Here is a 23769-nt window from a genome sequence, read left to right on the forward strand (position 1 = left end):
GCGGGCGGCTGCGCCGTCGTCGCCGGCCACCCCGCCCCGGCCGTAGGCTGAACCGAGCCGTAAACTCCCACGTCAGGGCTGCTCCAGAGCCGTAGCGCCCACCGCATCGCCGCCTGTACGAGGAGCCGTCCCTCATGGCCGAACACCCCGCCTACCCCGTAGGCCTCCGCCTCACCGGCCGCAGGGTCGTCGTCCTCGGCGGCGGTCAGGTCGCCCAGCGCCGCCTGCCCGCCCTCATCGCGGCCGGCGCGGACGTCCTCCTCGTCTCTCCGCGGGCCACCCCCTCCGTCGAGGCCATGGCGGACGCGGGCGAGATCACCTGGGAGCGGCGCCCGTACGCGCAGGGCGACCTCGCGGACGCCTGGTACGCCCTGATCGCCACCAGCGACCCGGAGGCCAACGCCCGCGCCTCCGCCGAGGCCGAGTCGCACCGCGTGTGGTGCGTGCGCTCCGACGACGCCGACGCGGCGACGGCCTGGACCCCGGCCACCGGCACCAGCGAGGGCGTCACGGTCGCCGTGCTCACCGCCGGCGCCCGTGGCCGCGACCCCCGGCACACCGCCGCCATCCGCGACGCGGTCGTCGAGGGCCTGCGCGACGGCACCCTCGTCGCCCCTCACCACCGCACCCGCACCCCGGGCGTCGCCCTCGTCGGCGGCGGCCCCGGCGACCCCGACCTGATCACCGTCCGCGGCCGGCGCCTGCTCGCCGAGGCCGACGTCGTCATCGCCGACCGTCTCGGCCCCCGCGACCTCCTCGCCGAGCTGCCGCCGCACGTCGAGGTGATCGACGCGGCGAAGATCCCGTACGGCCGCTTCATGGCCCAGGAGGCCATCAACAACGCCCTGATCGAACACGCCAAGCAGGGCAGGTCCGTCGTACGTCTCAAGGGCGGCGACCCCTACGTCTTCGGCCGGGGCATGGAAGAGCTGCAGGCCCTCGCCGAGGCGGGCATCCCCTGCACGGTGGTGCCGGGCATCTCCAGCTCGATCTCGGTTCCGGGCGCGGCCGGCATCCCGGTCACGCACCGCGGCGTCGCCCACGAGTTCACCGTCGTCAGCGGCCATGTCGCCCCCGACGACGAGCGGTCCCTGGTCGACTGGCCGTCCCTGGCGAAACTCACCGGCACGCTGGTGATCCTCATGGGCGTCGACAAGATCGGACGGATCGCCGAGACCCTCGTCGCGCACGGCAAGTCGCCCGACACCCCCGTCGCCCTCGTCCAGGAGGGCACGACCGCCGCCCAGCGACGCGTCGACGCGACCCTCGCCACCGTCGGCGAAACGGTCCGCTCGCAGGACGTGAAACCGCCCGCGGTCATCGTGATCGGCGAGGTCGTCGCCGTCGGCCCGCGCCCCGAGTGACCCCGTTTCCCGCACCGCCCCACCCAGGACAAGGCAGCATCACCCCGTGGCCGAACTCATCACCGTCGACGACCCCGGCGACCCGCGTCTGCACGACTACACGGGCCTGACCGACGTCGACCTGCGCCGCCGCCGCGAACCCGCCGAGGGCCTGTTCATCGCCGAGGGCGAGAAGGTGATCCGGCGGGCGCGGGAGGCCGGGTACGCCATGCGGTCGATGCTGCTGTCCGCGAAGTGGGTCGACGTCATGCGGGACGTCATCGAGGAGTCCCCGGCCCCGGTCTACGTGGTCGAACCGGGCCTGGCCGAGCAGGTCACCGGCTACCACGTGCACCGCGGCGCGCTCGCCTCCATGCAGCGCAAGCCGCTGCCCACGGCCGGGGACCTGCTGCGGACCGCGCGCCGGGTCGTGATCATGGAGTCGGTCAACGACCACACCAACATCGGCGCGATCTTCCGCTCCGCCGCCGCCCTCGGCATGGACGCCGTCCTGCTCTCCCCGGACTGCGCCGACCCGCTCTACCGCCGCAGCGTGAAGGTGTCGATGGGCGCGGTCTTCTCGGTGCCGTACGCCCGTCTGGACCCCTGGCCGGGAAGCCTGGAGACGGTCCGGGAGGCCGGTTTCACGGTGCTCGCCCTCACCCCCGACGAGACGGCGAAGACCCTGGACGAGACTGCCCCGCACCGTATGGACCGCGTCGCCCTGATGCTGGGCGCCGAGGGCGACGGCCTCACCCGCCGCGCCCTCACCGCAGCCGACACCCGGGTCCGCATCCCGATGTCCCACGGCGTGGACTCCCTCAACGTGGGCGCGGCGGCTGCGGTGGCCTTCTACGCGGTGACCGCGGGGCGTCCTCGGCCGTAGCGGTGCGGCGGTCCAGCGGGCCGACCGGCAGGTCCGGCCGCCGAGTCCGCAGGCTGCCACCCTCACGAGCAGCCGCTGCCGCGGCCTGGCCACCGGGCAGGGGTCGCCTTTGACGCGACTACGGGCGGACGGTCGTCCTCAGCCGTGGCGCGGGCCCGGCGGTACGGCGCCGTCGGCCTGTGGCGGTTCGTCCGACTGCACGACCTGCCGGGACGGGACGCCGAACCCGCGGGCCGGGCCCTGGCAGGCCTGCACGACCGCGATGCCGAGCGCCACGAGCAGCGTCACCACCACGAACACGAACAGCCGCTGTCGCAGCAGCCGAGGATTGGCGGGCCGCAGGAGACTCCCGGTGGACCGGGCAGCGGGACGCCCGGAGGCGCCGCGCGGCCGGTTCCCACCGCCGGAGCGCGTCGTGCCGCGTCCGGCCGGTGTGTTCCTCGCCGCCGACGAGGAGCCGCCACGGGTCCGCGACGACCCCGCGCCGCCACCACGCGCGGCCGACCCGCCGCCCCGCGGTGCGAAGCCCTCACCGCGGGGCCCGGACGCGCCCCCGCGCGGGGCATGAGCCTCACCGCGGCCGGAACCGGCGCCCCCCGACGGGTGGCCGTCACCGCGCGGAGCGTGTCCGTCGCCGCGAGGTGGGAGCCCTTCTCCCCGTGGCCCGGACCCGGAAGCACCGCGTGACGCGGGAAGACCTTCGCCCCGGGTCGAGAACCCGTCACCCCGCGGCGCGAACCCGTCTCCCCGGGGCGAGAAGCCCTCCCCCCTGGGCGGCAGCGCTTCGCCCCGCGCCCCCGAGCCGCCGCCCCGGGACGGGAAACCGTCCCCCCGCGCGGGCGTGCCGCCACCCCGCGCGGGACCGGCCCCGCGGGACGGCGCGCCCCCACGCGCCGGGGCGGGACCGCGCGCCGCGGATCCGCCGCGCGGCGCCGGCGTCGCACCGGGCGGGCCCTGCTGGCCGGGCGGCCGGCGCAGCGGACGGTCGGGATAGGTGTCGGCGAGCCGCCCGGTGGGCCGGTCCGCCTCGCCGTTGCGGGGCGCGGGCGGCCGGCCGTCCAGCAGCCCCTGCGCCTCGCGCGCGGCGATCTCCTTCAGCCGCAGCGACAGATCGAGCGTGCTGGGCCGCTCCTCGGGATCCTTCGCCAGGCAGGCCCGCACCAGCGGGGCCAGCGCGTCCGGCACACCCTGCAGGTGCGGCTCCTCGTGCACCACCCGGTACAGCATCACCTCCGAGCTGCCGTGCCCGAAGGGCGAGTCGCCGGTCGAGGCGTAGGCGAGCGTGGCGCCCAGCGAGAAGACGTCCGTCGCCGGCGTGACCGCCGCGCCGCGCACCTGCTCGGGGGCGAGGAAGCCGGGCGAGCCGACCGCCGTGCCGACGTGGGTGAGCGTGGAGGCGCCGGTCGCCCAGGCGATGCCGAAGTCGATGATCCGGGGGCCCTTGGGGGAGAGCAGGATGTTCGACGGCTTCAGGTCCCGGTGCACCACCCCCGCCTCGTGCACCGCCACCAGCCCCTCGGACAGGGCCGCTCCGACGGCGGCGACGTCGGCGGCGGCCAGCGGACCCTCGTCGGCGACCTTGTCGTGCAGCGAGGGGCCGGGCACGTACTGCGTGGCGAACCACGGCCGCTCGGCGTCGAGATCCGCCGCCACCAGCCGCGCCGTGCAACCGCCCCGGATCCGCCGCGCGGCGGACACCTCGCGCGCGAAGCGCGACCGGAACTCCTGATCCTCCGCCAGATCCGGCCGGATCACCTTCAGGGCGACCCGCTGACCCTTCTTGTCGGAACCCAGATAGACAACGCCCATCCCGCCCGCGCCGAGCCGTCTGTGCAGCCGGAACGAGCCGACGACGCGCGGGTCCTCGCGCCTCAGGCGCATCATCGCCATGTTCATCCCCGCTGCCCGATCCGTGTGACGTGCCACAGCTTACGTTTCCCCGACCGCCTTCGCGCAGGAGCCGCGCCCTCTCGACCCGGTCGATTGTCAGTGCCGGGTGGGAGACTTGAAGAGTGGTCAAGGAGCGCGCGGGCAGGGCGGCTTGACGGCCCGCGTGACCCCAACCACTCGACGCCGAAGGGGGATTGAACCCGTGAAGGGTGACCGTGTGGAGATCGTCGTGGACGCGGGCGACACGACGCGCACCTACGAGGTGACAGCGAGCAGAGCGGGCCGCCGGGTGGAGACGGCGATCCGCAGAGGGGTCGTCGAAGTGAGCGAAGTCACGCGAAACGGCACAGCGGTGCGCACCGCCCGCTTCATGGCGAACCGGGTGCTCGCCCTGGTCGAGCAGCCGGTGCCGCGGGAGGACAGTTCGGAAAGGTCCGGACACAGCGGGCGACCCCTCCGGGAAGACCCCGAGACGTAGGAGCGCGTCTCCACCCAGGGGAGTACGCACGACGCGGCGGCTCATCCTCGGGGAGGCCCGCCAATCGGTACGAGGGCATGACGTCCGGTGGTCCCACGCCGCCTAGATTTGAGGTCAAGCGGCGGGTGCAGCACTCGTCCCCCGAGGTCAGACGCCCGCCGCTGCCAACGACAACTGAGCGAGGTCAGGAGAGGGACCATGGCCCACACGGCACCGCGGACGCTGATCCGCACGGGGCGCAAGGCGTACGGCGCCGCGTTCCGCCCGAGCCGCACGGGCCGTCGCCACCCTGTGGTGGCCACGATCATGGCCCTTCCCCTGGCGGTCCTGCTCCTCGTCGTCTTCGACGGCTGGGAGACAGTGACCACACAGGCGTCGTCCGTGGGCGTGATGCTGGGGCGCTGAGCGGCGACCCCAGGCCCGGAAGAGCGGTCCGGGCGGGGACATCCACCCATAACCCCGTGGGGACGGGGGTGCGGCGGACGGCAGAATGCCGGCGCAGCTGGGGAGCTGCGCCGGCATTGCTCTGCCCTTTTCCCGCCCCTGCCCGCATCCTTCGCAGGGTCCTCGCAGCGGCGCCCCCGAGTCGGACCACCGTCCCCGGGCCGTACCCTCTCCGGGTGCCCAGTCCCGAGGGAGACCGCGTGACCACCCCGCTGCTCGCCGAGCTGACCGCCCGCGCCGGCGACCTGGCCCACCCGCGCACCGGCCGCTGCGTCTGCGGCACCGTCGTCACTCTCGCCGACCGCCCCGGCGCCACCGTCGTCCGCCACGCGGCCACCGTCGCCAAGGCCCACGACCCGGCCACCGACCCCGCCGCGCTCGCCCTCCGCCTCGCAACGGCCGCCCGGCTCCCGGACGTACTGCTGCCGCCGTTGACGCCGGCGCCGGTCACCGTGCGGGGGCGGCTCGTCACGTTCTGGCCGTACGGCGCGCCCGTGGACCCCGACGACCCCGACGCGGCCCCCTGGGAAGCGGCCGCCGTTCTCCTCGCCCGGCTGCACCGCACTCCGCCGCCGGTGCCGCTGCCCGCGATGCGCGGACCGGTCAAGGCCGCCCGCGCGGTCGCGCTCCTGCGCGCGGCAGACCCGCACCCCGGGGCCGCGGCCGTCCTGGCCGCCTGGGACGGTCTTCCCGCCTGGGCTCGCGCCGAGGCCCCCGCACCGGACCCGGACACCCTCTGCCACGGCGATCTGCACCTCGGCCAGCTCGTCCGGCGGCCCGCCGGCACCGGCCCCTGGCTGCTCATCGACGTCGACGACCTCGGCATGGGCCCTGCCGCCTGGGACCTGGCCCGCCCGGCCGCCTGGTTCGCCTGCGGCCTCCTGCCGCCCGGGCAGTGGGCCCGTTTCCTCGCCGCCTATCGCGCGGCCGGCGGCCCCGCCGTTCCCGCGGACGGCGATCCCTGGCCCGCTCTCGACGTCCCGGCCCGTGCGCTGACCGTGCAGACCGCCGCCCGGTCCCTGGCGAAGGCGGTGGCCGCCGGCCGCCCGCTGGACGAGGTGGAGGAGTCGTTCGTGGACGCCTGCGCGCGCATGGCCGGCCTCCCCGCCCGCTCGCACACGAACTTCGCGAAGTAGGGTGCAACCGACCGCGGCCGGACAGTGTCTTGTTCTGGCGATACGCGAAGCAGGACCGACCGGCGAGGAGTTGAGCCGACCATGCAGTGTCCGAAGTGCCACGCACTGATGCAGACCTACAACCGCAACGGCGTTCAGATCGAGCAGTGCAGCAACTGCCGGGGGATCTTCCTGGACTACGGCGAGCTGGAGGCCCTCACCCGCCTCGAGTCCCAGTGGTCGCAGCCGGTGCCGCCGCCCCCGGGCGCGACCCAGCCCTACCAGCAGGTCCCGCCCCCCGCGCCGGCGGCGCCCGCCTGGGGCGCTCCGCACGGCGGTCACCACGGCGGTCATCACGGTCACCACGGGCAGCACGGCCACAAGGGCTTCGGGCGGATGCTCTTCTCGTCCTGACAACGCACCGCGCGTGAACGACCCACGCGTGACCCGCGCACGACGACGGAACCCCCGGCCGTACGGGACGGCCGGGGGTTCCGGTGCGTGGACGATACTGGGATTGAACCAGTGACCTCTTCCGTGTCAGGGAAGCGCTCTCCCGCTGAGCTAATCGTCCTCGGGGCCACGATCGGCGGATCATGGGCACTGCGTGCGCGATACTGGGATTGAACCAGTGACCTCTTCCGTGTCAGGGAAGCGCTCTCCCGCTGAGCTAATCGCGCGGGTACGGATCTCCAGGAGATCCAGTGGACGATACTGGGATTGAACCAGTGACCTCTTCCGTGTCAGGGAAGCGCTCTCCCGCTGAGCTAATCGTCCTTGGAGGTGGAGACGGGATTTGAACCCGTGTAGACGGCTTTGCAGGCCGTTGCCTCGCCTCTCGGCCACTCCACCAGGAGTGCGGGGACCGGGAGTCCCCTGCTTCCTTCGAGCGGACGACGAGGCTCGAACTCGCGACCTCAACCTTGGCAAGGTTGCGCTCTACCAACTGAGCTACGTCCGCCTGTCGTTTCGGCCCGCTCTCGCGGCCCGGCGACGAGTTGAACTCTAGCGGATTCCGGGGCCAGGACAAAAACGCGTTTGCGCAGCGTGCTGCGGTGCGCCTGCGCCTGGACGGCCCGCCGACGGCCGTACGACGTGGTCAGGGCGGCCGAGAGGTCACCGCGGGGCCACCCGGCGGACACCCGCCCTAGACTCGACCGTGTGCTCGACCTCGCTCCACTGGCCCGTTTCGGCGACCGCGTCGCCACCGGTCTGCTCGACGTCACCGGCGACCCGGAGGCCCTGGAATCCACCGGCTTCTGGGCCGTCGTCGCCGACTTCGAGGGCCGTCTGACCTGCGCGCGCTTCGCCCACGTTCGTGAGGAGCCGGTGCCCGCGCCCGTGCCGGGCGACTGGCGGGGACCGGCACCCGGCGACTGGACGTCGTCGCTCGACCGCGCCGCGTACACGGCGGGCGTGCGCCGCGTCCGCGAGCACATCGCGGCCGGCGAGGTATACCAGGCGAACCTCTGCCGCGTCCTGTCCGCCCCCGCACCGCCCGGCGCCGATGTCGACGCCCTCACCGCGCTGCTCGCGCGCGGCAACCCGGCGCCGTACGCAGGAACGATTCGGCTGCCGGACCACGGCGTAGAGACGGCCACGGCCTCGCCCGAGCTGTTCCTGCGCCGCGACGGACGGATCGTGGAGTCCGGGCCGATCAAAGGGACCGGGCGCACCGAGACGGACCTCCTGGAGAAGGACTACGCCGAGAACGTGATGATCGTGGACCTGGTCCGCAACGACCTCGGGCAGGTGTGTGCGACCGGGACCGTGACCGTGCCAGACCTGTGCGCGGTCGAGAAGCACCCCGGTCTCGTCCACCTCGTCTCCACCGTCCGCGGCGAACTGCGCCCCGGCGCCGGCTGGCCGGAGCTGCTGGCGGCGGCCTTCCCGCCCGGCTCGGTCACCGGCGCCCCCAAGTCCAGCGCCCTGCGGATCATCCGGTCCCTGGAGACCGCACCCCGAGGCCCCTACTGCGGCGGCATCGGCTGGGTCGACGCCGACCGGGGCACCGGCGAGCTGGCGGTGGGCATCCGCACCTTCTGGCTCGACCGGGAGGCGGGGATGCTGCGGTTCGGCACCGGCGCGGGCATCACCTGGGGCTCGAACCCCGAGGGGGAGTGGCGGGAGACGGAGCTGAAAGCCGCCCGGCTGCTCAAGGTAGCGTCGGGAGCGTACGAAGTGAGTGGAAGCGGAGAGGGACTGCCCACGTGAAGATCTGGCTCGACGGCGGGCTCCGGGACAGCGAGGCCGCCCGCGTCTCCGTCCTCGACCACGGGCTGACCGTGGGCGACGGCGTCTTCGAGACGGTGAAGGCGGCCGACGGGAAGCCGTTCGCGCTGACCCGCCATCTCGACCGGCTGGCCCGCTCCGCGCGCGGCCTCGGCCTGCCCGAACCCGACCGCGACGAGGTCCGCCGCGCCTGCGCCGCCGTACTGGAGGCCAATCCCGTGCCGCTCGGCCGTCTGCGCATCACCTACACCGGTGGCCTCGGCCCGCTCGGCTCCGACCGCGGCGCGCACGGCCCGACCCTGGTCGTCGCACTGGACGGGACTCGCCGCCGCCCCGACTCCACCGCCGTGATCACGGTCCCGTGGACCCGCAACGAGCGGGGCGCGCTCACCGGGCTGAAGACCACCTCGTACGCCGAGAACGTCGTCGCGCTGGCCCGGGCGACCCGGCAGGGGGCCACCGAGGCGCTGTTCGGCAACACCGCCGGACGGCTCTGCGAGGGCACCGGGTCGAACGTCTTCGTCGTCCTCGACGGCGAGATCCACACCCCGCCGCTCGCCTCGGGCTGCCTCGCCGGCGTCACCCGCGCGCTCACCATCGAGTGGACCGGCGCCAAGGAGACCGATCTGCCGCTGGACGTGCTGGCGCGCGCCGACGAGATCTTCCTCACCTCGACCCTGCGCGACGTCCAGGCCGTCCACCGCGTCGACGACCGCGAACTGCCGGACGCCCCCGGCCCGGTGACCGCCAAGGCCATGCGCGTCTTCGAGGAGCGGTCGGGGCACGACCTGGATCCCTGATCCGCCGGGAGGCGGGGGTTCCCCGTTTTCCGTCTGCCGGCTTTCGCCGCCGGTCGGTCGCGCTGATGCGGCGCCGGTCGGGCTTACCCGGGTCGGTCCGTGGGCGGGCCTCCCGGTTCGGTTCGTCCGGCTTCCCGTCCGTTCCGTGGTCCGGTTTCCTGATCCAGTCCGCCCGGCTTCCCGGTACGGTCCGCGATCCGGTTTCCCGGTCGGGTGTCCCGCTCCGGCTTCCCGGTCCACCGCGTGGTCCGGTTTTCCGATTCGGGCCGATCACCGGTCGTACGGCGGGTAGAACACCGGTGATGACCACCACCCTGCGGCCGACCGAGCCGCTTCAGCGCGCGGCCGACGGGACGCTCTCGCGCCACTTCCAGGTGTGCGTGAACAGCCGCCCCGTCGGCGCGATACGCCTCGGCACCTCACCCGCCCTCGGCGAGTCGGTGGCCCGCATCCTGGATCTGCGCGTGGACGAGCCGGACCGCCGCCGCGGCCGGGCCACGGTGGCCGCGCTCGCCGCCGAGGAGGTGGCCCGCGGCTGGGGCTGCCGGCAGATCGAGGCGGCTGTGCCCGCCACGGCGGAGGCGGCACTGCGGCTGGCCACGGCACTCGGTTACGTCCCGCGCAACCGCGGCATGGAGAAGCGCCTCGGCGACACCCCGCCCGCACTCCCCGAGGGCAGCCGCGGGAGGCCCATGACGGAGGCCGAGTTCGCCGCGTGGCGGGAGCACGAGACGGAGCGTTACGCGCGCACCTGGATCGAGCGCGGCGTCCCCGAGGCGGCGGCCCGTGCCAAGGCGCACGACGATCACGAGCGGCTGCTCCCGCACGGCCTGGCCACCGAACACACCCTCTTCAGCGTCCTGGAGCAGGACGGAACGCGGGTCGGTGTCCTGTGGGTGACGCTCCAGGAGGACGACGCGCGCGTCCACGACGTCGAAACCGACGCGGCGCACCGGGGCCGCGGTCACGGCCGGTCCCTGATGCTCCTGGCCGAGCGGCAGGCGATCGCGGCGGGCCGTCGCGTCCTCAGCCTCAACGTCTTCGCGGGAAACACGCCGGCCGAGCGCCTCTACACGTCGCTGGGCTACGAGCCGGTCGTCCACATCCTGCACAAGCCTCTGCTGTAGCCACTGCTGCGGCGCCCTTTGCTGCAGCCGCTGGGGGAGCCGCCGGAGGAAGCGGGCGGGGCATCCCTGCCGCGGGTGCGGAATCACGCCGGGGCGTGCGGGGCATCCGCCTGCCGCGGGTGCGGAATCACGCCGGGGCGAGCAGCCGGTCCACGATCTCCTCGACGCGCTCCCGCAGCCCTTCCTGGCTCTTGCCGCCGTCGAGCCGCTCCCCGCCGACGACGTACGTCGGGGTGCCGGTCACGCCGATCGCCTTGCCCTCGGCCTGGTCCGCGTCCACGATCAGGATGTGCCGCCCGTCGATCAGAGCGGTGTCGAACTCCTCCGCGTCGAGACCGAGTTCCCGGGCGACCTCGACCAGGAAGGGTTCGCCCTTGCGGTCCAGCTCCTCGACCCGCCCCAGCACCGCCTCGACGTACGCCCACCCCCGCCCCTGCTCCAGGGCCTCCTCGGCGGCCTGGGCGGCGGCGAAGGCGTGCCGGTGCTTCTCCAGCGGGAAGTGCCGCAGCCGCAGCTCCAGCCGGTCACCGTAACGGGCGCGCAGGGCACTCAGATCGTCCAGCGCGCTGCGGCAGTCGGGGCACTGGAGCTCGCACCAGACGTCGAGGACGACGGGCGTGGGGCGGTCGGCGGCGGGGGAGGAGTCGTTCATGCCGCCCAGTCTCCCAGTCACGGCCCGACCGGCCCAATCCGGGACGGGCGCGACCCCGGCCCGCCCTCGGGGGCAGGGGGGTGGCCGGCGCCCGGGAGGAGCCGACCCGGAGATGTCCCTGATGTCCGGCCGCAGGCATGGCCCGCGGCCCGGCCCGGGGTGCACGATGGAACACGACGGACGGGGCGTCGCGCCCTGCCCGACCGAGCCCGCCTGGAGGACCGGATGCTTGCCGAGACCGTCTGTTCCGCCGTGGCCGCGGCAGGCCTGGGCATCGCCGCGGTGACGGCGTTCCGCAGGCGCTTCCTGACGGCCACCCGCATAGCCGCCTACTCCCTGGTCCCGCTCGGCCTGGTCATGATCGGCGTGGTCGAGTGGGCCGCCGACACCGCGTTCAGCCCCGTGGCCTGGGCGGGCGTCGGCGTGCTGGGCGCCGCCTGGCTGCTGTTCGCCTCGACGCGAGTGGTGGAGCGGCGGCGCGGCGGCAGCCGCAAGGAGCGCAAAGTTGCCGCGGCACAGCGCGACGCGGTGGCTCCCGGGGCCTCGGCCCCCTCGCTGGGCGCCGGCGCCCGACCGGCCGGCCGGGCCCAGGCATCCCCGCGGGCGGGAGGCCGTGCCGACGCCGGGGACGACTTCAGCGACATCGAGGCCATTTTGAAGAAGCACGGCATATGACCGTGCGGCGACCCGTGGGTCCATGCGGCCGTCCATGAGGGGACAGGGCCGACGTCGATCCGCGTCGCCCCGGATCGGCCTTCTTGTGATCCACGTCCGCGACCACGCGCGGGTGGTGCCAAGGCCGTCCCGAGCGGGCCGACCAGGTCTGCTGGACCGGCCCCGCCGACGCCATCAATCGTGCAGGGCCGGACGGAGTCGCGTCCGGCCCTGCTTTCATGTGTCAGCCACCGCTGACAGCAGCGAGCGCGACCTGGCCAACGCTCCCGGCGGGGCCTCCCGCCCTCCTGCTCGCGAGTTCAGGGGGTTCGGGCGGGCGGGAGCGCCGCTGTGGGGTCGACCGCCGGGCCGACCGTCCACGGTTGGGCGGTTGCCGCGACGGTCAAGGGCTCGGCCGTGGTCGTCGCTCGCCGTCCAGCGATGCGGCAGCCGAAGCAGTCCGGGTGCCCGCGTCGGGCGGTGACGTCCCTGACCCGCCAGTCCCACTGATCGGCCGGACGGGGCCCGCTCGGCTTGCCCCAGCCGGCCAGGTGGAGCAGCCATGTGATCAGTGCGGCTGTGGCGAGGGTCGCTGCGCCGATGAGGATGGTGAGGGCGGAGACGGCGACAACGCCGAGGCCGCAGAGACTGAACCCGATCAGGGCGATGGCGGTTCCGGTCCAGCCGGCCACGGTGTGGCCCATGTCGCAGTCTCCGTGCGCGCTCATCGTCGGGCTCCTTGTGCAGTGGGATGCTGGGCGAAGGGTGGCACTGTTTCGCATGACGTTTTATCTCGCGAGCTAAATTACTTAGATGCTAAGGGGATGGTGTGGGGAAGGGCAAGGCGCATCCGGCGGCGACGGCCGAACAGGCTCTGTACGCGATGGACCGGATGATCGCGACGGCACAGTTCGGGCAGCAGGACATCGCGCGCCGTCTCGGCCTCAACGTCACAGACCTCACGTGTCTGGGCTTCCTCATCGAGGCCGCCGCAGCCGGCGAGCACCTCGTGGCTGGTGACCTCGCCGAGCGCGCCCGACTGACCACCGGTGCGGTCACCGGTGTGCTCAACCGTCTGGAAAAGGCCGGTTACATCCGCCGCCAAGCGGACGAGGCTGACCGTCGCCGGGTGCAAGTGGTCATGGAGAAGACCGCGCAGGAGCGCATCCTCAGGGTCTACGGGCCGCTGTACGAGCGCCTGTCCGTTCTCTTCGCGGACTACGGCCCGGACGAGATCGCCGTGCTGGCCGACTGGTTCACCCGAGCCAGGGACCTGCTTCAGGAGTCCTTGGAAGAGATCCGTCGCGAGGCGGCGGCCGACCCACCGGCCGGCCGGTGAGTCACCTGTCCACCCCGCCCGCCTCCGTCGGTCGACCGCGTGCTCGTCCCCGCGGACGAGCACGCCCTGCGTCCGGTGCCGGCACTTGCGGGGTCCGTGTACGGCGCTCGGCGGCGCGAGTCGCACGGCGGAGTCGGAACGCGGCCCGATGATCAATCGCGTCCGCAGTGTTTGCAACCGGCCTGACGGTGAAGACGGTGCACTAACACAGTCTTTACATCACCAGGAGGAGACGCACATGGGCATCATCGCTTGGATTCTGATCGGTCTGCTCGCGGGCTTCATCGCCAAGGCGCTGATGCCGGGCAAGGACCCCGGCGGCGTCATCATCACGATGCTCATCGGCATCGCGGGCGGCCTCCTCGGCGGCTGGCTCGGCAAGGTGATCTTCGGTGTCGACTCCATCGACGGCTTCTTCGACCTGTCCACCTGGATTGCCGCGATCGTGGGCTCCGTCCTCCTTCTCCTCGTCTACCGCATGGTCACCGGAAACCGTCATTCCCACCGTCACGCCTGACCCGAACTCGGCTCGCGCGGAACGGCTGCTCGTCACCCGACGAGCAGCCGTTCCGCGTTGATGGCGTCGACGGACAGGGTGTCGATCCGGCACACGGGGAATCGAGCGGGGGACCACCGTGCCGTCGCCGTTGAGGCGGTCTAAGCACCGGTCCTGCCGATGCGGTGAATCAAGGGCGTTGGGGATCACCCTGCCAGGACGTACCCTCCGGCCCTCCGCCTTCGGCCGCCCTGGCCCGGCGCCGCCCGCCCGCGGTCGCGCCCGATTCCCCGGCGACCTGGAGATCGATGACGTCCCGACCGTCTGATCACCGTTGGTGAGGTTTGCCCCGCTTTCGTGCTCGCAGAAATGGGCATTCCTGAGCGTTCGAAGACCCCTACCGGACCGTCCGAAGTTGTCGTCCGCCGTCAACAATCGCGCCGCCGATCACGGAATTCGGCGAACTCCCGCACATTTCTCGCGTGTTGATCACCCGGTCGCGGCTGCTTGCGGCATCATCGGCGCGAGATGCTGGACACGAAACAGAGCGAGACCGCGCCGCCGCAGGACGAGCCGCGTGGATGCCTCTTCGCCCTTTCCCAGCCACCGCTGATGATCTTCCTTGCGGTGATCGGGTGTCTGCTGCTCATGGCTGCGCTGCACGACCTGCTGCTGCTCTGAGCCGTACACGCGGTCCCCGGCGCCATCCGCCGGGCACCGCGTCGGCATCAGCCTGCCGCCTCCTTGCGGCGCGCCCGGTAGGCGGCCACGTGCAGACGATTGCCGCAGGTGCGGCTGTCGCAGTAGCGCCGGGAGCGGTTGCGGGAGAGGTCGACGAACGCGCGTCGGCAGTCCGGGGCCTCGCAGCGGCGCAGCCGCTCCCGCTCCCCGGTGACCACGAAGAACGCCAGCGCCATCCCGCAGTCGGCCGCCAGGTGGTCGGCGACGGAGGCGCCCGGTGCGAAGTAGTGCACATGCCAGTCGTAGCCGTCGTGGTCGGTGAGGCGCGGGGTGGTGCCGGCCGCGGCGATCAGCTCGTTGATCATCTGGGCCGCGGCCCGGGAGTCCGGGGCGGCGAAGATCCCGGCGAACCGGCTCCTGATCTTGCGCACCGCCGACAGGTCGAACTCGGAGAGCACTCCCACATCGCTGATCTGGTGCGTTCGTACGAATTCCGCGAGAGCCGCCACGTCCGGCAGCGCGTCCGGGGTCGTGTCGTCCTCCGGGGCGGTGTTCACCAGATCGACCACGGTGTCGAGGGCGCACCGGGTGTCGTGGGTGATCAGCACGTTTCGCTCCCTGGCCTGGGGGACGGGCGGGCGCCCGCCGATGCTGGCCGATGGTAGTGGCTCCCCCGGCGGGACCCATCGGATTCGGGCTCCGCCGCCGTCCCGCTGTGCTTGCCGGTAACAACGCGTGCCGGCCCCGGCACGGTTCCCGGCGGCCGGAGCGAAGGGCCGCCCGGAAGCGCACCGGCGCCGCCCTCGCGAGGGTTCGCGGTGGCGGCGCCGGTGTGTGCCGTATGAGGTTGTCCTGAAGCGGTTGTCCTCGCCCGAGCCGTCTCCCCGAGTGGACGGCGCCGGGCAGCTCCTCGGGGCTCTCCTAGCTTTCCGCCAGGATGTGCGAGAGCTCCTGGTCCAGGTCGAAGTGCCGGTGTTCCGTGCCGGGCGGCACGGCGGCGTCGGTTCGCTTCAGGAACGACTCCAGGGCCCGCGCCGGGGCCTCGAGGAGTGCCTCTCCCTCCGGGGAGCTCAGGGCGATGCACACGACGCCCTGACCATGACTGCGCGACGGCCAGACGCGGACGTCGCCGGTGCCGGTGGGACGGTGGAGCCCTTCGGCGAGGAGGTCGCGGGCGAACACCCACTCGACGGTTTCCTCGGCTCCGGTGTGGAAGGTGGCGTGCACGGCGTAGGGGTCGGCCGTGTCGTACCGCAGGCCTGCGGGGACAGGCAGGGAGGACTCGCTCGACACAACGAGGCGCAGGTGCAGCTCGCAGCTGACCGTGGTGTTCATAAGCGCCAGGGCCTTTCGCTCAGTGTGCGCTCGGGGATTCGCACGTCGGCGAAATCGACATGCCACCTACGGTGCCGTTGTAAACCCCTCTGAGTGTTTTGCGTGCCTTTACGTAACTCTTCCGGCGGAGAGCCCGTTCGCCGCATGCGCCCGTTCCGGTGAGCTGAGCGGCTCCGGTAGTGTCTGGCCGTATGAATACGGGGAGTCACCAGGCTGGCGAGGTTGCCTTGACGGCGAACGAGACGGGGACGGACGAGGTGCAGAGCGAGCGCGGGCTCGGGTCGCGGGCGCCCGAGTTCATCAAGTCGCGCCGACTGCTGCACATGAGCTGGCAGGTCGGCGTCTTCGTCGTCGGCCTCGCGGTCGTGGTCGCGGGCATCATCATGCTTCCGCTGCCGGGCCCGGGATGGGTGGTCATATTCGGCGGCATGGCGATCTGGGCGACGGAGTTCGTCTGGGCCCAGCTCGTGCTGCGCTGGACCAAGCGCAAGGTCACGGAGGCGGCCCAGCGCGCCCTCGACCCCAAGGTGCGGCGGCGCAACATCATCCTGACGACGATCGGCCTGGTGATCGTCGCCGCCCTGGCCGGCTTCTACTTGTGGAAGTTCGGTTTCGTGATGCCCTGGAAGATCAAGGACCAGTGACCGGCGACGGGCGCGCACACCCGACCCCTGACATGGGGTAATGTTCTTCCTGCGCCCGGGCGATTAGCTCAGTGGGAGAGCGCTTCGTTCACACCGAAGAGGTCACTGGTTCGAACCCAGTATCGCCCACCCGGACACCGGCCCATCCGCCTCGGCGGATGGGCCGCGGTCGTTTCTGCCTCCCCGCAGGTGGCGGGAGGCCGGTTGTCGTCGTCCGTGGTCGGGTGCTCCGGCCACTGTGGGCGAGTGGACGCCGGTCACCCAGTAGCCGCCTGTCGAAAACGCTGCCGGTGGTCCCGCGCGGACTTCCGGGCCGATGCCGGCCACAGCGACGATGTGCCCTGTGCCGCCCGTCTCGCGTCGCCTGTCGACGCTGTGCCGGTCGCCGCCGGCCGACGGAGCCGCGCAGGCCGCCGCCCTCCCCTGTCGCGGGTGCTCGGTCGGCCAGAACGGCCTGTGAAGCCGCGCACGCCGGGCCAATGTGCCGCGCCGCCCTCCGGACCGCCGCTGCACGGGCGCCGACCGTCTGCGCGCCCTCGACACGCCTGGCCTCGTTCCGCCGCCGCGGCGCAGCGCGCGTCCTGCACCTCGCCGCCGCGGGGCCGCCTCACCCGCCCATCTCACATCCTCGCCCCATGGGCTTCCGTCCCGTCACCACCTACGCTTTACCCCACTGCCGCCCCACCGCCCCGGCGAGCCGGCCTCTCCGTCCGACGTGCCCGCCCCACACCCCTCGCCCCCACCACACCCCACCCCACCCCGTCCAGCCGAGGCCCCACGTGTCCGTCCCCCCGACCCCCGTCCGACTGATCGATCATGAGCCCCTCACCTGCGCCTTCCGTCAGCTCACCACCCGCCCCCGCTCGCGGAGAGCGGCCGCCCGTCCGGTCACGGTCGCAAGAAATTCCTGTCCGAATCATTGACGCACCCCCAACCCCTTCGTACCTTGTGCCAGCAAGCGCTTACTTGAAACGATTCACGAAGCGGCGACGAAGCTGCGGGGAGGGGCCTGATGTCGGCAAGCCGAAATGTTGAGAGGCGTACGATCCTCAAGGTGGCCGGAGCCTCGGTGGCCTCACTCGGGCTGGCGGCGACCACCGGCTGCGGTGGCGACGGAGGAGCGTCCGCTGACGGCACGGTGACGATCCGTTACTCCTGGTGGGGTGCGGACGACCGGGCCCAGCGCATCAACAAGACGATCGAACTCTTCGAGAAGAAGTACCCGAAGATCAAGGTGAAGACCGACTTCCAGCCCTACGCGGACTTCTGGAAGAAGTTCAACACCCAGGCCGCCGGCGGCAACCCGCCGGACGTTTTCCAGAATGCGGTCGGATTCCTTCGCAAGTACGACGCCAAGAACGTGCTGCTGGACCTCAGCGAGCAGGTCGAGGCAGGAAATCTGTCCATGGACGGATTCCGCGCCGGTCTCGACAAGTTCGGCGAGATCGACGGCAAGCTCCTCGGTGTTCCGGTCGGTTCCAACTCCATGGCCATGGTCATCGACAAGCCCGTCTTCACCCGGGCCGGCGTCAAGCCGGAACAGGGCTGGACCTGGGACGACTACGACGCGGCGATGAAGAAGATACGCGACAGGACCGGCCGCGCCGGCGACAGCGGGATGTACGGCGTCATGTACCTGTACGACCTGTACCTGCGGCAGAACGGCAAGGCGTTCTTCACCGAGGAGGGACTCGGCTTCACCGAGGCCGACCTGACCGACTGGTGGACCAAGGCCGAGAAGGGCGTCAAGGAGGGCCTCTACGCCGACCCCAAGAAGGTCGCCCAGATCAAGCCCAAGTCGGCCGTTTCCGCGGAACTCGCGGGCTCGGAGTTCACCTGGGACAACTTCACCATCCGCTACACCTCCGAGGGCAAGAGCGAGTACGGCCTCGCCCCCATCCCCACCACGGACGGCAAGAAGACCGGCCAGTACCTCGGCTCCCTGATGCTGAGCGCGTCCAAGCGCACCCAGCACCCCAAGGAAGTCGCCCAGTTCATCAACTTCATGACCCACGACCCCGAGGTCGCGAAGATCATGGGCTACGACCGGGGCGTGCCGGCGACGGAGGCGCAGTTCGCCGCCTACCAGCCGACCGACGAGGTCAACAAGGCGATCGCCGAGTACGAGAAGTCCATCGAGGCGGCGGGCGTCCTGGAGCCCATCACCCCGCACCCGAACGGCGCCGACGTCTGTGAGGCCGCCTTCCTGCGCATCGCGGAGGAGATGGCCCTCGGCAAGCGGTCCGTGTCCGACGCCGTCAAGCAGTTCTTCAACGAGTCGAAGACGGCTCTCGCCGGCTGATGGGAACCACCGTGACACACGCCCCTGCGACGGAGGCCCCGACCAAGGGCGCCGAGCCGGAGCACGGTCCGGTGAACTCCCCGCGCCCCGCCGCCCTCAAGCGGCGGGGCCGCCGGGAGAACCTGGCCGGCTACCTCTTCATGTCCCCCTGGATCGCCGGTTTCCTGCTGCTGACGGCAGGGCCGATGATCGCCTCGCTCTACTTCGCGTTCACCGACTACAACCTGTTCGACGCCCCCAAGTGGATCGGCTTCGACAACTTCACCGAGATGTTCGGCGACCCCCGCTGGCGCCACTCGGTCCAGGTGACGCTCTGGTACGTCGCCGTCGGCACGCCGATCAAGCTGCTCGCCGCGCTCGGCGTGGCGCTGCTGCTGGCGCAGAAGCGGCGTGGCCAGGCCTTCTACCGGGCCGCCTTCTACGCCCCCTCGCTGATCGGCGCGAGCGTCTCCGTCGCCATCGTGTGGAAGGCGATCTTCTCGGACGACGCGGTGGTCGACCGCACCCAGCAGTTCTTCGGGATCGACGCCGGCGGCTGGACCGGCGACCCCGACCTGATCATCTACAGCCTCGTCGCGCTCACCGTCTGGCAGTTCGGCGCCCCGATGGTCATCTTCCTGGCCGGCCTGAAGCAGGTCCCGCGGGAACTGTACGAGGCGGCCGACGTGGACGGGGCCGGCAAGTTCCGGCAGTTCTGGAACATCACCCTGCCGATGATCTCCCCGGTCCTCTTCTTCAACGTCCTGCTGGAGACCATCCACTCCTTCCAGATCTTCAGCTCCGCCTACATCGTGGGCGGCGGCGCGGGCGGCAACGCCTGCGGCCCCGCGGACGGTTCGATGGTCTACACCTGCTACCTCTACGTCCAGGGCTTCGAGAACAGCCGGATGGGCCTGGCCTCCGCCATGGCGTGGATGCTGCTGATCGCGGTCGCCCTCGTGACCGCCGTGCTGTTCTGGTCCCAGAAGCGCTGGGTGCACTACGAGGAGGACGCCCGATGAGCGCTCCCGCCACCGACATCACTCCGGCCCGCACCGGCCGGGCCGCGGCCCTGCGCCGGAAGCTCCCCGGCTCGCTCGCCTGGCACCTCGGGGCGCTGGCCGTCCTCGTGGTCATCCTGTACCCCGTCGTCTGGGTCGTCGGCGGCTCGCTCAAGAAGAGCGAGGACATCGTCGGCAGCCTGGACCTCTTCCCGAGCGACCCGATCCTCACCAACTACGAACGGCTCACCGAGGGCATCGCGGACGTGGCGATCTCCACGTTCTTCGTGAACTCGCTGCTGCTGGCCGTCGGTTCGGTCGTCGGCATCCTGGTCTCCTGCTCGCTGACCGCCTACGCCTTCGCGAAGATCCGGTTCGCGGGACGCAACCTGATGTTCACGCTGATGATCGGCACGCTGCTGCTGCCGTATCACGTGTTGCTGATCCCGCAGTACGTGCTGTTCCGCAACATGGAAATGATCAACACGTACACGCCGCTGCTGCTCGGCAAGTACCTCGCCACGGAGGCGTTCTTCGTCTTCCTGATGGTGCAGTTCATGCGGAACCTGCCGAAGGAGCTGGACGAGGCCGCGCGGCTCGACGGCTGCGGGCACTTCAGGATCTACTGGTCGATCGTCCTCCCGCTGTCCCGGCCGGCCCTGATCACCAGCGCGATCTTCACGTTCATCAACTCGTGGAACGACTTCATGGGTCCGCTGATCTACCTCAACGAGCCCGACAAGTACACCGTCTCGCTGGGCCTGAAGATGTTCGTGGACCAGGAGGGCGTGGCCGACTACGGCGGCATGATCGCCATGTCGCTCGTGGCCCTGCTGCCGGTCCTGGCCTTCTTCCTGGCCTTCCAGCGGTACCTGATCGACGGCATGGCGACGTCCGGTCTGAAGGGCTGAGGTGAAACGGTCATGACCCAGGCCCGCGTCGAGGCCCGTACCGAGTCGAGGAGCTGGGGGAGGTTCGCCCTCTTCGCCGAGTGTCTGCTCACCGGGGTGTGGATCACGGTGGCCGCGCTGCCGCTGGTCACCTACCCGGCGGCGTTCGCCGCCGGGGCGCGGCACCTGCGCCGGCACATGGCTCACGAGGCCGGCGGGCTGCGCGAGTTCGCCGCCGACTTTCGGGCGGCGGTGCGCCGCGGCTGGCTGGCCGGCCTCGCCGGGTGGGTCGTCGCCGGCCTGGTGTACGCCGACGTGCAGGCCGTGCGGGCCGGGGTGCCGGGCGGTCCCCTCGTGGGGACCCTCGGGGTCCTCGCCCTGATCGGCGTGGCCGTCGCCGGACTGCGCGCGGCGGCTCTCTGGCAGCCCGGCGCCTCCTGGCGGGCGCTGCTCGCCGGCGCGGGCCGGCACACCGTCCTCGACCCGGCCGGATCCTTCCTGCTCGTCGGCGGGCTGGCCGTCGTGGTCTGTTCCGCCTGGTTCTCCGCACCGCTCGCCGTCCCCGTCCTCGGAGCCGTGGCCGCGGCTTCCGTCGCGGTCGAGGAGCGGTACCGGCAACGCTGACCGCGGTCCCCGCGGTTCTCCCCTCCGGTCCAGGCCGGCGCCCACGGGCGCCGCGCCTGTGTCTGTCATGCCCCTGACCATCCGCACGCACGGAACGCTTCCCGCACGGAAAGGAAAGGCCATGTCTCCCATCCCCCGCAGGTCGATTCTCAAGGCGGCCGCCGTGGCCGGCGCCGCCGCCCAGTTCAGCTGGGCCCTCGGCGCCAACGCCCAGGCGGCCCCCGCCGCCGCGCCCGCCGACGCCGACCCGGTCACCCTCGACTGGCTGGAGGACGGCGGCCTCGGCGCGGCCCCCGGCTCCACCGTCGGCGTCCCCTGGCCCAAGGGCGCCGTCGACGCCGACCAGACCTTCGCCCTCACGGACGAGAGCGGCGCCTCCGTCCCGGTGCAGACCTGGCCCCTCGCCCACTGGCCCGACGGCTCCCTCAAATGGACGGCCCACGCCGTCAGTTCCGGCCAGGGCAAGCTCACCGTCGCCCCCGGCGAGCCCGCCGCCCCGGAGAAGAAGGTCACCGTCGACCGCAGCGGCGGCACCATCGACATATCGACCGGCGTCATCACCGCCCGGATCGGCAGGAGCGGCTCCACCCTCGTCAAATCCGTCACCCGCGGCTCCACCGAGATCGCGAGGAACGGCCGGCTCGTGCTGCTGCGCCAGCCCGAGTACGAGGACGGCGACCAGGGCACCGTCAAGTGCGAGCGCTTCGACGGCGCCATCTCCGAGGCCGTCGTCGAGCAGGACGGCCCCGTCCGCGCGGTCGTCCGCATCGACGGCAAGCACCGCAAGGGCGACCGCGGCTGGCTGCCGTTCTCCGTCCGCCTCTACTTCTACGCCGGCGCCGACTCCTTCCGCATGGTGCACACCATCACCTACGACGGAACCCAGGAGGCCGGCAAGGCGAGCGGCGACTTCATCCGCGGCCTCGGCGTCCGCTTCAGCGTGCCGATGCGTGACGCCTCCTACGACCGCCACATCCGCATCGGCGGTGAGGGCACCGGCATGCTCCGCGAGGCCGTCAAGGGCATCACCGGCCTGCGCCGCGACCCCGGGGCGGCCGTCCAGACGGCGCAGTTCGAGGGCAGGAAGCTGCCCGACCCCGCCACCTGGGACCAGCGGGTCACCACCCGCCTCCAGTACATCCCCGAGTGGGGCGACTACACCCTCTCCCAGCTCTCCGCCGACGGCTTCGGCCTGCGCAAGCGCACCAAGAAGGGCTACGGCTGGATCCCCGCCGGCGGCGGCCGGCGCGCCTCCGGCTTCGGCTACGTCGGCGGCGTCAGCGGCGGCCTCTCCTTCGGACTGCGCGACTTCTGGGAGAAGTTCCCCGCCCAGCTCGACATCCGCGACGCCCACACCGACGAGGCCGAGGTCACCCTCTGGCTCTGGTCGCCCGAGGCGCAGCCCATGGACATGCGCTTCTACCACGACGGCATGGGCCAGGACACCTTCCCCGAGCAGCTCGAAGGCCTCAACATCACCTACGAGGACTACGAGCCCGGCTTCGGCACCCCCTATGGCATCGCCCGTACCTCCGAACTCCTCTTCTGGGCCAACGAGTCCACCCCCAGCGCCGAGACCCTCGCCGAACAGGTCAAGGCCGTCCGCGTGCTGCCCCAGCTCGCCGCCCCGCCCAAGCAGCTCGTCAAGGCCGGCGTCTTCGGCAAGGGCCTGTTCGCCGAGCCCGACCGCTCGACGCCCGCCAAGGCCAGGATCGAGGACCACCTCGACTTCCTCTTCACCTACTACAAGGACCAGGTGGAGATGCGCCGTTGGTACGGCTTCTGGGACTACGGCGACATCATGCACACCTACGACAACGCCCGGCACCAGTGGCGTTACGACGTCGGCGGCTACGCCTGGGACAACTCCGAACTCTCGCCGGACCTGTGGCTCTGGTACGCCTACCTGCGCTCCGGCCGCGCCGACGTCTTCCGCTTCGCCGAGGCGATGACCCGCCACACCGGCGAGGTCGACGTCTACCACCTCGGCCAGTGGGCCGGCCTCGGCACCCGGCACGGCGTCCAGCACTTCGCCGACAGCGCCAAGCAGCAGCGCATCGCCAACACCACCTACCGCCGCTACTACTACTTCCTCACCGGCGACGAACGCGTCGGCGACCTCATGCACGCCAACGTCGACTCCGACGAGACCTTCCTCGTCCTCGACCCCATCCGCAAGATCCGCACCGAGCCGTACACCCCCGACCGGCACGCCCTGTCGATCGGCTTCGGCACCGACTGGAGCGGTCTGGTCTCGGCGTGGCTCACCGAGTGGGAGCGCAAGGGCCCCAAGTGGGAGAAGGCCCGGGACCGCGTGCTGTCCACCATGGAGACCATCGCCGCCCAGCCCAACGGCTTCGTCCAGGGCACCGGGCTGTACGACCTGGACACCGGCAGGTTCGCCGTCGCCGCGCAGCCGCAGGTCAACGTCTCGCACCTGTCCGCCGTGTTCGGCCTGAACGAGCTGTGCGCCGAGCTGATCGACCTCGTCGACATGCCGAAGTTCAAGGAGGCGTACCTGGACTACTGCCGTTACTACAACGCCACCAAGGCCGAACAGGCCGCCCGTTACGGCAAGAACTTCGGCTCGATCATCCTCTTCCAGGGCCACTCGCGCCTCGACGCCTACGCCGCCGCCCAGACCGGCGACGACAAGCTCGCCCAGCGCGCCTGGCAGAAGTTCTACAACTCCGACGGCTACAAGGAGTCCTCGCCCTGGAAGACCGAGGAACTCAGCGGCCCGGTCAGCCTGGTCGCCGGCAGCGAGGCCACCTGGGTGTCCACCAACGACACCGCCCTGTACGGCCTCGCCGCCATCGAGAACCTCGCCCTCCTCGGCGACAGGATGCCCGCCTAG

General features: G+C 71.8%; 24 protein-coding genes and 6 tRNA genes. 20 read left to right on the plus strand and 10 right to left on the minus strand.

Translation table 11 applies throughout. The features are described 5' to 3' along the window. Window positions 1-134: 134 nt before the first annotated feature. Window positions 135-1364, plus strand: a complete 1230-nt coding sequence (gene cobA, locus ABZY13_RS02840) for a uroporphyrinogen-III C-methyltransferase (protein WP_356627064.1) — start codon at window positions 135-137, stop codon at window positions 1362-1364. 46 nt (window positions 1365-1410) lie between these two features. Next, window positions 1411-2229: an RNA methyltransferase gene (locus ABZY13_RS02845; protein WP_356627065.1), complete on the plus strand. Its 819-nt coding sequence runs from the start codon at window positions 1411-1413 to the stop codon at window positions 2227-2229. A 138-nt stretch (window positions 2230-2367) separates the two neighbouring features. Here the strand turns inward: ABZY13_RS02845 and ABZY13_RS02850 are convergent, their stop codons facing one another. Further along, entirely contained in the window at window positions 2368-4119 is a 1752-nt protein-coding gene (locus ABZY13_RS02850; protein ID WP_356627066.1) for a protein kinase, read from the minus strand. A gap of 202 nt (window positions 4120-4321) precedes the next feature. Here ABZY13_RS02850 and ABZY13_RS02855 point away from each other — a divergent pair, with 202 nt between their 5' ends. From ABZY13_RS02855 to ABZY13_RS02870, 4 genes are all read left to right on the plus strand, one after another. Then, complete coding sequence (locus tag ABZY13_RS02855; protein WP_356627067.1) at window positions 4322-4597, plus strand: hypothetical protein; 276 nt, start codon at window positions 4322-4324, stop codon at window positions 4595-4597. 198 nt (window positions 4598-4795) lie between these two features. After that, window positions 4796-5002 carry a hypothetical protein gene (locus ABZY13_RS02860; protein ID WP_356627068.1) on the plus strand — a complete coding sequence of 69 codons (207 nt, stop codon included), beginning with the start codon at window positions 4796-4798 and terminating at the stop codon, window positions 5000-5002. A gap of 239 nt (window positions 5003-5241) precedes the next feature. Further along, window positions 5242-6177 carry an aminoglycoside phosphotransferase family protein gene (locus tag ABZY13_RS02865; RefSeq protein WP_356627069.1) on the plus strand — a complete coding sequence of 312 codons (936 nt, stop codon included), beginning with the start codon at window positions 5242-5244 and terminating at the stop codon, window positions 6175-6177. Window positions 6178-6258: 81 nt separating this feature from the next. After that, on the plus strand, window positions 6259-6570 hold the full coding sequence (locus ABZY13_RS02870; protein WP_356627070.1) for a zf-TFIIB domain-containing protein: 312 nt from the start codon (window positions 6259-6261) through the stop codon (window positions 6568-6570). Between the two features lie 88 nt (window positions 6571-6658). Here the strand turns inward: ABZY13_RS02870 and ABZY13_RS02875 are convergent. The 5 genes from ABZY13_RS02875 to ABZY13_RS02895 form a co-directional block, all read right to left on the minus strand. Further along, a tRNA-Val gene (locus ABZY13_RS02875) sits at window positions 6659-6730 on the minus strand. A gap of 34 nt (window positions 6731-6764) precedes the next feature. Then, window positions 6765-6836 (minus strand) — tRNA-Val (locus ABZY13_RS02880). A 25-nt stretch (window positions 6837-6861) separates the two neighbouring features. After that, window positions 6862-6933 (minus strand) — tRNA-Val (locus ABZY13_RS02885). Between the two features lies 1 nt (window position 6934). Further along, window positions 6935-7008, minus strand: a tRNA-Cys gene (locus tag ABZY13_RS02890). A 36-nt stretch (window positions 7009-7044) separates the two neighbouring features. Then, a tRNA-Gly gene (locus ABZY13_RS02895) sits at window positions 7045-7117 on the minus strand. A 200-nt stretch (window positions 7118-7317) separates the two neighbouring features. Here ABZY13_RS02895 and ABZY13_RS02900 point away from each other — a divergent pair. The 3 genes from ABZY13_RS02900 (at window position 7318) to ABZY13_RS02910 (ending at window position 10315) form a co-directional block, all read left to right on the plus strand. Beyond that, window positions 7318-8370 carry a chorismate-binding protein gene (locus ABZY13_RS02900; protein ID WP_356627071.1) on the plus strand — a complete coding sequence of 351 codons (1053 nt, stop codon included), beginning with the start codon at window positions 7318-7320 and terminating at the stop codon, window positions 8368-8370. After that, window positions 8367-9188 carry an aminodeoxychorismate lyase gene (locus ABZY13_RS02905; RefSeq protein ID WP_356627072.1) on the plus strand — a complete coding sequence of 274 codons (822 nt, stop codon included), beginning with the start codon at window positions 8367-8369 and terminating at the stop codon, window positions 9186-9188. Before ABZY13_RS02900 ends, ABZY13_RS02905 begins: the two co-directional genes overlap by 4 nt. Window positions 9189-9490: 302 nt before the next feature. Beyond that, window positions 9491-10315 (plus strand): GNAT family N-acetyltransferase, encoded by an 825-nt coding sequence (locus ABZY13_RS02910; RefSeq protein ID WP_356627073.1) that lies wholly within the window; start codon window positions 9491-9493, stop codon window positions 10313-10315. Between the two features lie 127 nt (window positions 10316-10442). On the opposite strand, the gene ABZY13_RS02915 is transcribed toward ABZY13_RS02910, so the two are convergent. Next, window positions 10443-10967, minus strand: coding sequence for a DsbA family protein (locus tag ABZY13_RS02915; RefSeq protein ID WP_356627074.1), 525 nt, complete (start codon window positions 10965-10967; stop codon window positions 10443-10445). Between the two features lie 225 nt (window positions 10968-11192). Here ABZY13_RS02915 and ABZY13_RS02920 point away from each other — a divergent pair, with 225 nt between their 5' ends. Further along, on the plus strand, window positions 11193-11642 hold the full coding sequence (locus ABZY13_RS02920) for a hypothetical protein (RefSeq protein WP_356627075.1): 450 nt from the start codon (window positions 11193-11195) through the stop codon (window positions 11640-11642). Between the two features lie 299 nt (window positions 11643-11941). Here ABZY13_RS02920 and ABZY13_RS02925 read toward each other — a convergent pair whose 3' ends face one another. Continuing rightward, the gene (locus tag ABZY13_RS02925; protein ID WP_356627076.1) at window positions 11942-12349 is read right to left on the minus strand and encodes an HGxxPAAW family protein; all 408 of its coding nucleotides are present in this window, start codon (window positions 12347-12349) and stop codon (window positions 11942-11944) included. Window positions 12350-12504: 155 nt separating this feature from the next. Between ABZY13_RS02925 and ABZY13_RS02930 the strand changes: the two genes are divergently transcribed. The 3 genes from ABZY13_RS02930 (at window position 12505) to ABZY13_RS02940 (ending at window position 14137) form a co-directional block, all read left to right on the plus strand. Next, window positions 12505-12960 (plus strand): MarR family transcriptional regulator, encoded by a 456-nt coding sequence (locus ABZY13_RS02930; protein ID WP_356627135.1) that lies wholly within the window; start codon window positions 12505-12507, stop codon window positions 12958-12960. Between the two features lie 238 nt (window positions 12961-13198). Then, window positions 13199-13477, plus strand: coding sequence for a GlsB/YeaQ/YmgE family stress response membrane protein (locus ABZY13_RS02935; protein ID WP_356627077.1), 279 nt, complete (start codon window positions 13199-13201; stop codon window positions 13475-13477). 507 nt (window positions 13478-13984) lie between these two features. Then, window positions 13985-14137 carry a hypothetical protein gene (locus ABZY13_RS02940; RefSeq protein ID WP_356627078.1) on the plus strand — a complete coding sequence of 51 codons (153 nt, stop codon included), beginning with the start codon at window positions 13985-13987 and terminating at the stop codon, window positions 14135-14137. A gap of 47 nt (window positions 14138-14184) precedes the next feature. Here ABZY13_RS02940 and ABZY13_RS02945 read toward each other — a convergent pair whose 3' ends face one another. Both ABZY13_RS02945 and ABZY13_RS02950 read right to left on the minus strand, forming a co-directional pair. Continuing rightward, window positions 14185-14745, minus strand: a complete 561-nt coding sequence (locus tag ABZY13_RS02945) for a CGNR zinc finger domain-containing protein (protein ID WP_356627079.1) — start codon at window positions 14743-14745, stop codon at window positions 14185-14187. Window positions 14746-15058: 313 nt separating this feature from the next. Then, the gene (locus ABZY13_RS02950; RefSeq protein WP_004002642.1) at window positions 15059-15472 is read right to left on the minus strand and encodes an SsgA family sporulation/cell division regulator; all 414 of its coding nucleotides are present in this window, start codon (window positions 15470-15472) and stop codon (window positions 15059-15061) included. A 191-nt stretch (window positions 15473-15663) separates the two neighbouring features. On the opposite strand from ABZY13_RS02950, the gene ABZY13_RS02955 reads away from it, so the two are divergent. The 7 genes from ABZY13_RS02955 to ABZY13_RS02985 all read left to right on the plus strand — a co-directional run bounded on the left by ABZY13_RS02955 (window position 15664) and on the right by ABZY13_RS02985 (window position 23769). Beyond that, on the plus strand, window positions 15664-16116 hold the full coding sequence (locus ABZY13_RS02955) for a TIGR02611 family protein (RefSeq protein WP_356627080.1): 453 nt from the start codon (window positions 15664-15666) through the stop codon (window positions 16114-16116). Between the two features lie 57 nt (window positions 16117-16173). Beyond that, window positions 16174-16245: transfer RNA gene (locus tag ABZY13_RS02960), tRNA-Val, on the plus strand. A gap of 883 nt (window positions 16246-17128) precedes the next feature. Next, window positions 17129-18418 carry an extracellular solute-binding protein gene (locus ABZY13_RS02965; protein ID WP_356627081.1) on the plus strand — a complete coding sequence of 430 codons (1290 nt, stop codon included), beginning with the start codon at window positions 17129-17131 and terminating at the stop codon, window positions 18416-18418. Beyond that, window positions 18418-19419 (plus strand): sugar ABC transporter permease, encoded by a 1002-nt coding sequence (locus tag ABZY13_RS02970; protein WP_356627082.1) that lies wholly within the window; start codon window positions 18418-18420, stop codon window positions 19417-19419. Before ABZY13_RS02965 ends, ABZY13_RS02970 begins: the two co-directional genes overlap by 1 nt. After that, window positions 19416-20309, plus strand: a complete 894-nt coding sequence (locus ABZY13_RS02975) for a carbohydrate ABC transporter permease (protein ID WP_356627083.1) — start codon at window positions 19416-19418, stop codon at window positions 20307-20309. Before ABZY13_RS02970 ends, ABZY13_RS02975 begins: the two co-directional genes overlap by 4 nt. A 12-nt stretch (window positions 20310-20321) precedes the next feature. Next, entirely contained in the window at window positions 20322-20912 is a 591-nt protein-coding gene (locus ABZY13_RS02980) for a hypothetical protein (RefSeq protein WP_356627084.1), read from the plus strand. A gap of 121 nt (window positions 20913-21033) precedes the next feature. Next, window positions 21034-23769 (plus strand): Tat pathway signal sequence domain protein, encoded by a 2736-nt coding sequence (locus tag ABZY13_RS02985; RefSeq protein ID WP_356627085.1) that lies wholly within the window; start codon window positions 21034-21036, stop codon window positions 23767-23769.

Origin of the sequence: Streptomyces sp. NPDC006610 (genome assembly GCF_040611575.1) — a bacterium.
Classification (GTDB): Bacteria; Actinomycetota; Actinomycetes; order Streptomycetales; family Streptomycetaceae; genus Streptomyces.

Bases quoted from the DNA above. Each gene is read 5' to 3' on its own strand.
- ABZY13_RS02965 (WP_356627081.1), top strand. From the start codon at position 17,129: ATGTCGGCAAGCCGAAATGTTGAGAGGCGTACGATCCTCAAGGTGGCC.
- ABZY13_RS02935 (WP_356627077.1), top strand. From the start codon at position 13,199: ATGGGCATCATCGCTTGGATTCTGATCGGTCTGCTCGCGGGCTTCATC.
- ABZY13_RS02985 (WP_356627085.1), top strand. From the start codon at position 21,034: ATGTCTCCCATCCCCCGCAGGTCGATTCTCAAGGCGGCCGCCGTGGCC.
- ABZY13_RS02950 (WP_004002642.1), bottom strand. From the start codon at position 15,472: ATGAACACCACGGTCAGCTGCGAGCTGCACCTGCGCCTCGTTGTGTCG.
- ABZY13_RS02955 (WP_356627080.1), top strand. From the start codon at position 15,664: ATGAATACGGGGAGTCACCAGGCTGGCGAGGTTGCCTTGACGGCGAAC.
- ABZY13_RS02980 (WP_356627084.1), top strand. From the start codon at position 20,322: ATGACCCAGGCCCGCGTCGAGGCCCGTACCGAGTCGAGGAGCTGGGGG.
- ABZY13_RS02870 (WP_356627070.1), top strand. From the start codon at position 6,259: ATGCAGTGTCCGAAGTGCCACGCACTGATGCAGACCTACAACCGCAAC.
- ABZY13_RS02920 (WP_356627075.1), top strand. From the start codon at position 11,193: ATGCTTGCCGAGACCGTCTGTTCCGCCGTGGCCGCGGCAGGCCTGGGC.
- ABZY13_RS02910 (WP_356627073.1), top strand. From the start codon at position 9,491: ATGACCACCACCCTGCGGCCGACCGAGCCGCTTCAGCGCGCGGCCGAC.
- ABZY13_RS02940 (WP_356627078.1), top strand. From the start codon at position 13,985: ATGCTGGACACGAAACAGAGCGAGACCGCGCCGCCGCAGGACGAGCCG.
- ABZY13_RS02915 (WP_356627074.1), bottom strand. From the start codon at position 10,967: ATGAACGACTCCTCCCCCGCCGCCGACCGCCCCACGCCCGTCGTCCTC.
- ABZY13_RS02970 (WP_356627082.1), top strand. From the start codon at position 18,418: ATGGGAACCACCGTGACACACGCCCCTGCGACGGAGGCCCCGACCAAG.
- ABZY13_RS02975 (WP_356627083.1), top strand. From the start codon at position 19,416: ATGAGCGCTCCCGCCACCGACATCACTCCGGCCCGCACCGGCCGGGCC.
- ABZY13_RS02860 (WP_356627068.1), top strand. From the start codon at position 4,796: ATGGCCCACACGGCACCGCGGACGCTGATCCGCACGGGGCGCAAGGCG.
- ABZY13_RS02850 (WP_356627066.1), bottom strand. From the start codon at position 4,119: ATGGCGATGATGCGCCTGAGGCGCGAGGACCCGCGCGTCGTCGGCTCG.
- ABZY13_RS02925 (WP_356627076.1), bottom strand. From the start codon at position 12,349: ATGAGCGCGCACGGAGACTGCGACATGGGCCACACCGTGGCCGGCTGG.
- cobA (WP_356627064.1), top strand. From the start codon at position 135: ATGGCCGAACACCCCGCCTACCCCGTAGGCCTCCGCCTCACCGGCCGC.
- ABZY13_RS02930 (WP_356627135.1), top strand. From the start codon at position 12,505: ATGGACCGGATGATCGCGACGGCACAGTTCGGGCAGCAGGACATCGCG.